This is a genomic window from Bacillus sp. ISL-55 (genome assembly GCF_018613155.1).
Lineage (GTDB): Bacteria > Bacillota > Bacilli > Bacillales > Cytobacillaceae > Mesobacillus.
Genome location: NZ_JAGGQU010000028.1, coordinates 43,512 through 49,985, shown reverse-complemented (window position 1 = coordinate 49,985; position 6,474 = coordinate 43,512). Strand labels below are relative to the sequence as shown.

The 6,474-nt window shown below is 44.9% G+C and carries 4 protein-coding genes, 1 other RNA gene and 1 other annotated feature; of the genes, 4 read left to right on the top strand and 1 reads right to left on the bottom strand.

Features of this window, described 5'->3' with window-relative positions:
- Positions 1-322 precede the first annotated feature (322 nt).
- The gene (locus J7E32_RS14290) at positions 323-2,092 is read right to left on the bottom strand and encodes an N-acetylmuramoyl-L-alanine amidase family protein (RefSeq protein WP_214908386.1); all 1,770 of its coding nucleotides are present in this window, start codon (positions 2,090-2,092) and stop codon (positions 323-325) included.
- A 192-nt stretch (positions 2,093-2,284) separates the two neighbouring features.
- Between J7E32_RS14290 and J7E32_RS14285 the strand changes: the two genes are divergently transcribed.
- The 4 genes from J7E32_RS14285 (at position 2,285) to ssrS (ending at position 6,228) form a co-directional block, all read left to right on the top strand.
- Positions 2,285-2,461, top strand: coding sequence for a hypothetical protein (locus J7E32_RS14285; RefSeq protein WP_023627182.1), 177 nt, complete (start codon positions 2,285-2,287; stop codon positions 2,459-2,461).
- Between the two features lie 61 nt (positions 2,462-2,522).
- Positions 2,523-2,760 (top strand) — a binding site (T-box leader).
- Positions 2,761-2,911: 151 nt separating this feature from the next.
- Positions 2,912-4,189: a histidine--tRNA ligase gene (hisS, locus tag J7E32_RS14280; protein ID WP_353654052.1), complete on the top strand. Its 1,278-nt coding sequence runs from the start codon at positions 2,912-2,914 to the stop codon at positions 4,187-4,189.
- Positions 4,190-4,202: 13 nt separating this feature from the next.
- Positions 4,203-5,978, top strand: coding sequence for an aspartate--tRNA ligase (gene aspS / locus J7E32_RS14275; protein WP_214908385.1), 1,776 nt, complete (start codon positions 4,203-4,205; stop codon positions 5,976-5,978).
- A gap of 62 nt (positions 5,979-6,040) precedes the next feature.
- Positions 6,041-6,228: non-coding RNA, 6S RNA (ssrS, locus tag J7E32_RS14270), on the top strand.
- The last annotated feature ends 246 nt before the right edge of the window (positions 6,229-6,474 follow it).

The following is a 6,474-nucleotide window of genomic DNA, read 5'->3' as shown; positions in this document are numbered from 1 at the left end:
ACACCCTTATGAGATAGTTTGCGAGGGCATAAGGGTACCTTTCGCAAAGAAAGACACCCTTATGCGATAGTTTGCGGAGACATAAGGGTACCTTTCGCAAAGAAAGACACCCTTATGAGATAGAGTGCGAAGACATAAGGGTACCTTTCGCAAAGAAAGACACCCTTATGAGATAGTTTGCGAGGGCATAAGGGTCCCTTTCGCAAAGAAAGACACCCTTATGAGATAGTTTACGAAGACATAAGGGTACTTTTACAAAAAAAAGACTGAAGACAGGTGCGCTGTCTTCAGTCGGGAATCTACAAACTTATTATCCATCTGCTTAATTATTTTTAAAATAGCGGGCAAGTCCTTCAAAGATCCCGTTAGCTACCGCTTCCTGATATTGAGGTGTATTTACAAGCATCTCTTCTGCGGGATTGCTCAAATAACCAAGTTCAAGCAGGACGGCTGTTTGTTTGTTTTCCCTGATGACGTGATAGTCACCAAATCGAGTGCCCCGATCCTTCAACATTGTTTTGCTTACAACCGAAGAATGGATTTGTTCACCTAATGGTTTTTGTTTGGAATTGTAATAGTAAGTCGTCATGCCCCTTACAGTCCGATCATTGATGCTGTCGTAATGGACGCTGATGAACGCGTCGGCATTATGGTAATGTGAGCTGCTAACCCTTGAACCTAGTGAAATATAATGATCATTGTTCCTGGTCAGGATGACGTTCGTACCGGCAGCTCTTAGTTTGTCATATAAAAGCTGGGCTGTTTTCAGGGTGAGAGTTTTTTCCAATGTTCCTCTAACACCTGTTGTCCCATTATCTCTGCCACCGTGCCCAGGGTCGATGACAATCGTTTTATTCTTTGTATGCTTTTCCGCTCCCGGTCGCTCTATTTGCGGGGCAGTTCCCTGTACAGAAACAATCCAGCCGGCTACAAACCCGCTTGTCCCATTTGGCAGCGCAATTTTATACCAATCTTTTTCGACGCTTATAATTTCAAAGCTGTCACCCTGATTGGCACGGAAGATGACGGCTGTGCCGGTGCTTGGACCTTTGCGGATGTTTGTCCCGTTATGAAGCATAGAGACACTGCTGTTTTTCACGGACTGGCTAGGTGCAGCGACGGGTCCGTTTTTCTTTTTATCAAAAAACCATCCTGCTGCCCAGCCTGTTTTGCCAGGTTGGTATTCAATCTTGACCCAATTATTTTGTTCATCAAGGATTTTAAAGCTTTGTCCCTTTGTTATAGAACCGATGACGCTTCCATCCAGGGAATTCTTGTCACGGACGTTCAGCTGTGAAGCGGTGACAGTGCCTGTGAATTGATCAACAGGCGCTGGAGCCTTTCCGCTGTCAGTCACTGGTTTTCCACTGATTTTTAGATACTCAGCGCTTACCCAGGCTCTTTTTCCTGCGTATGTAATCTCCGCCCAGCCGTTTGATTGGGAATGGACTGTAACGGCAGCTCCATAACTTAATTGGCCGATTTTTCCAGAATTCAATGAAGGCTTTTCCCTGACATTCAAGGATGTAGCGTTGACCGTTCCGCTTATTTTGGTACTTGGTGGCGGAGCTTCACTACTCTTGCTCTCTTTTGCAGTTATGAATTCCTTCGAGACCCAGCCTCGTAGGCCAGGTGTGCTAACTTCTGCCCAATTGCCATTGTAGCTGAGGATTTCGACAGCTTGTCCACTGTTAAACGACCCTAATACCTGGTAGTTGGTGCCCGGCCCTTTTCTTACCCTCAAACCATTGACTGTGACACTGCCTGAGGCTTTCGTGTTTGGTGAAACAGCAGGTGACGCAGTTGTCTTGGCAGCTTCCCTGGCAGTAAACCATTGTGCTACCCATCCTTTTTTACTGCCTCCAAGGCTGATTTGGATCCAGTCGCCTTCCTCCTTGACGATTGAAAACTTCTCTCCTTTTTTAACTGAACCTGATATCGGGTAACTTAATCCCGGCCCAGTCCTTACATTCAAACTTGTTGCAGTGATCGAGACACTACCATTATCCGCCCGAGCAGATTCTAAAGCTGGAAGGCTCCCGAAAATGAGCATCAAGCAAAGGATGATAGGAACCATTCTGTTTTTGGGCAATGATCTCCCTCCCTCTCCCATTCTCTATAAAAAATATATTACCTGATTTTTCCGTTAAAATCACGAGGACTTTTCTCTTATATCGGTTTAGAACGAGAAAAATTCAAGTGTAAAAAGAATATCTCATTTTAGTGAAAACTTTTTACAGCGGCTGGGAAGAATAGTAAGCAATAAACAATGGAAGGTGATACCATGCGGTTCAGTGATAAAGGAAGATCTGCTTCATTCGGGGAGAATCAATTATTCGGAGTGGATTTCCACGATTTTATCCAAAAGGAACAAAGCACGAACACTGTAGAATTAGCTTCGGAATTTGGGCTGTCTCTCCGTGATGTAAGAAAACTGAAAAAACAGATTGAACGTTCTTGAATAGTGCTTGACATTGCCATTTGTACTCCGTATTATAATATAAATAAAATGTTATATAGAAAACATACCGTTGATGGAGCATAGTAGCCTTGATACACGTGAAAAGAGAGGGAATGCCGTGGCTGAAAGCATTTCTGCATGATGACAGGGTGAATGAACACTCCGAAGGATTTTCTCTGAACATGGGTAACTCCATCATTAGGAGAAGACGTATTCAGGCGTTAACTGTTAAAGAGGAAGTGCATTCATGCGCTTCAATTAGGGTGGCACCACGGGAATTCAAAGCTCTCGTCCCTTGTTATTATAGCAAGGGATTGGGGGCTTTTTTGTATTCTTTTTTTTACATAAAGCGAGCTTTTTCTAGGGATGTTGCTAGATTCGCGATGTTCCAGAGTTAGTTATAAGTAAGGGCTTATAAAAAGATTTAAAACTAATGGAGGAGGATGCACTGTGTCTAATCAAATCAATATCCCTCGTGGAACACAGGACATTTTGCCAGGCCAGACAGAGAAATGGCAGCTCATTGAAGCGAAGGCGAGAGAACTATGTGAAAGATATCAATATCGGGAATTAAGAACTCCGATTTTCGAGCATACAGATCTATTTAAACGAAGTGTTGGTGATACAACGGATATCGTCCAAAAAGAAATGTACACCTTCACTGACAGGGGGGACCGCAGCCTGACGCTTCGTCCTGAAGGTACAGCAGCGGCAGTTCGCTCATTTGTCGAAAATAAGATGTTTGGAAGTCCCAATCAGCCAGTGAAGCTCTACTATATGGGACCTATGTTCCGCTATGAACGTCCTCAGGCAGGCCGCTTCCGCCAGTTTGTGCAGTTTGGTGTTGAGGCAATGGGAAGTGCAGACCCGGCGATTGACGCTGAAGTGATTTCCCTTGCCATGTCCCTTTATAAGGAACTTGGTTTGAAAAAGCTTAAGCTTGTCGTTAACAGCCTGGGTGATAAGGAAAGCAGAAAAGCTCACAGGGATGCTTTAGTCAGCCATTTCCAGCCTCGGATCGGGGAATTCTGCAGCGACTGCCAGAACCGCCTTGAAAAAAATCCAATGCGAATCCTGGATTGCAAAGCAGACCGTGACCACGAATTGATGAAGTCCGCACCATCGATCATCGATTATCTGACAGATGATTCTGCACAATATTTTAGTAAAGTAACAAAATATTTGACGGATCTAGGAATTGAATACGAAGTTGACGCCAATCTCGTGCGCGGATTGGATTACTATAACCACACAGCCTTTGAAATCATGAGTAATGCTGAAGGCTTTGGAGCAATCACCACTCTTTGCGGAGGCGGCAGGTACAATGGTCTTGTCGAAGAAATCGGCGGACCGGAAACACCTGGTATCGGATTTGCGTTAAGCATTGAAAGATTGCTTGCAGCACTGGAAGCAGAGGGTGTCGAGCTTCCGGTCAATGAAGGAATAGATTGCTACCTCGTTTCATTGGGGGATGAAGCCAAGGATTATACTGTTGGCTTGCTCCACAATTTGAGAATGGCCGGATTCTCTGCGGAGAGAGATTATCAGGATCGTAAAATCAAAGCCCAATTTAAGGCTGCTGACAGAATGAATGCCAGATATGTGGCAGTGCTGGGTGAGGATGAATTAAAAGCGAATAAAATCAATCTAAAATCAATGGCGGACGGGGAACAAACCGAACTGCCACTTGAGAGTTTTATTGAAAAATTCAAAGAGATTTGTAAGTAGAGGGGGAGTTTCGATGTTTGGGAGATCATATTTTTGCGGTGAAGTAACGGAAGAGGCAATTGGTGAAAAGGTAACGCTGAAAGGCTGGGTCCAGAAGCGTCGTGACCTAGGCGGCCTGATTTTTATTGACCTGCGCGACAGGACTGGACTTGTCCAGATTGTCTTCAATCCTGACGTTTCGCCAGAAGCACTTTCGCTTGCAGATAAAGTCCGTACGGAATACGTACTTGACGTGAAAGGAACAGTCATTGCCCGCAGTGAAGGTAGTATTAATGGAAATCTTAAAACTGGGAAAATTGAAGTCCAGGCTGAAGAGCTGACAATCATCAATGAAGCGAAGACCACACCTTTCGTGATTGCTGATAAAACAGAGGTATCAGAAGATGTTCGTTTGAAATACCGCTATCTGGACCTTCGCCGTCCTGTAATGTTCGAAACTTTTAAGATGAGACACCAGGTAACAAAAGCGATTCGTGACTTCCTAGATGGCGAAGGCTTCCTTGATGTTGAAACGCCGATTTTAACAAAGAGCACTCCTGAGGGAGCACGTGACTATCTAGTGCCAAGCCGTGTTCATCCAGGTGAGTTCTACGCTCTTCCTCAGTCGCCGCAGATTTTTAAACAGCTGATGATGGTTGGCGGATTTGAACGCTATTACCAGATTGCCCGCTGCTTCCGTGATGAGGACCTACGAGCTGACAGACAGCCGGAATTCACGCAAATCGATATTGAAACTAGCTTCATGAGCCAGGAAGAAATCATGGGCATGACTGAACAAATGATGCAAAAAGTTATGAAGGATGTAAAAGGCGTGGACATGACAGAGGCATTTCCTCGCATGAGCTATGATGAGGCAATGAGCCGCTTCGGGTCTGACAAGCCGGATACTCGTTTTGGAATGGAGCTTGTCGATCTTTCGGAAACGGTTAAGGATTCTGGGTTCAAGGTATTTGCCTCTGCTGTAGCAAACGGCGGCCAGGTAAAAGCAATAAATGTAAAAGGCGCGGCTGCAAACTATTCACGTAAGGATATAGATGGATTGACTGAATTTGTAGCTGTTTACGGTGCCAAAGGTCTTGCATGGCTTAAGGCGGAAGAGGACGGCTTGAAAGGGCCAATCTCGAAGTTCTTTGGAGAAGAAGAACAGATAGCACTTCAGTCAAAGCTAGATGTTTCGGCTGGGGACCTTCTGCTTTTCGTAGCGGATAAAAAGTCTGTTGTAGCAGATGCACTTGGAGCGTTGCGCTTGAAGCTTGGTAAAGAGCTCGGATTGATTGACCAGAGCAAATTCAACTTCCTATGGATTACAGATTGGCCACTATTGGAATTCGATGAGGAAGCAGACCGTTATTTCGCAGCACACCATCCATTCACAATGCCAGCGCGCGAAGACCTTCATAAGCTGGAGAGCGACCCAGCAAATGTTAAGGCACAGGCATATGACCTTGTCCTCAATGGCTATGAGCTGGGTGGCGGATCTCTAAGGATTTTCGAAAGAGATGTCCAGGAAAAAATGTTCTCAGTGCTTGGCTTTACAAAGGAACAGGCAGTCGAGCAGTTTGGATTCCTTCTTGAGGCATTTGAATATGGCACGCCTCCACATGGCGGAATCGCCCTAGGCCTTGACAGAATGGTCATGCTCCTAGCTGGCAGAACCAACCTTCGCGATACGATTGCGTTCCCGAAAACAGCAAGTGCGAGCGATCTGCTGACAGACGCACCTGGTGAAGTGAGCGAAGCGCAGCTAGATGAACTGCATTTGTCATTAAATGTTAAAAAAGACCAGTAATATCCATTAGTCATATCCTTGAAGTTCATTCAGGCATGTGGTAATATAATAACAACAGATGAAGAGTCCTGATGTGTTCGTTGTTTAACCTGAAGTTTTGACCTAACATCTATCCTTCGGGAGTTCGCGTTTTCGGGCCGCGTAAATGCCTCTGGTTAGAGGACTTACAGAAACCCGGAACAGGGCACCCACCTGCTGAGAGCGGGTTCAAGACGAAGGCAACCAACACGACGGCACGATTGGGACTCTTCCTACATACGTAACCAAAAACCATGCGGATGCATGGTTTTTTTGATGCTGTATAGATTAGTCCTATAAAGAGTATATGTATCGATTTCTATTTTCTCCTAACGGACAGTTTTGAGATTTCTTCTTTCTGTTTGTCCGATAGAGCCCCTCTAATAGACACTTTTTGGCATTTCACTCAGTAATTCGCAAAACCAAAACTAACATACACTTTAATTCCTATAAAAATACTTGAAATTAACGCCGGGTA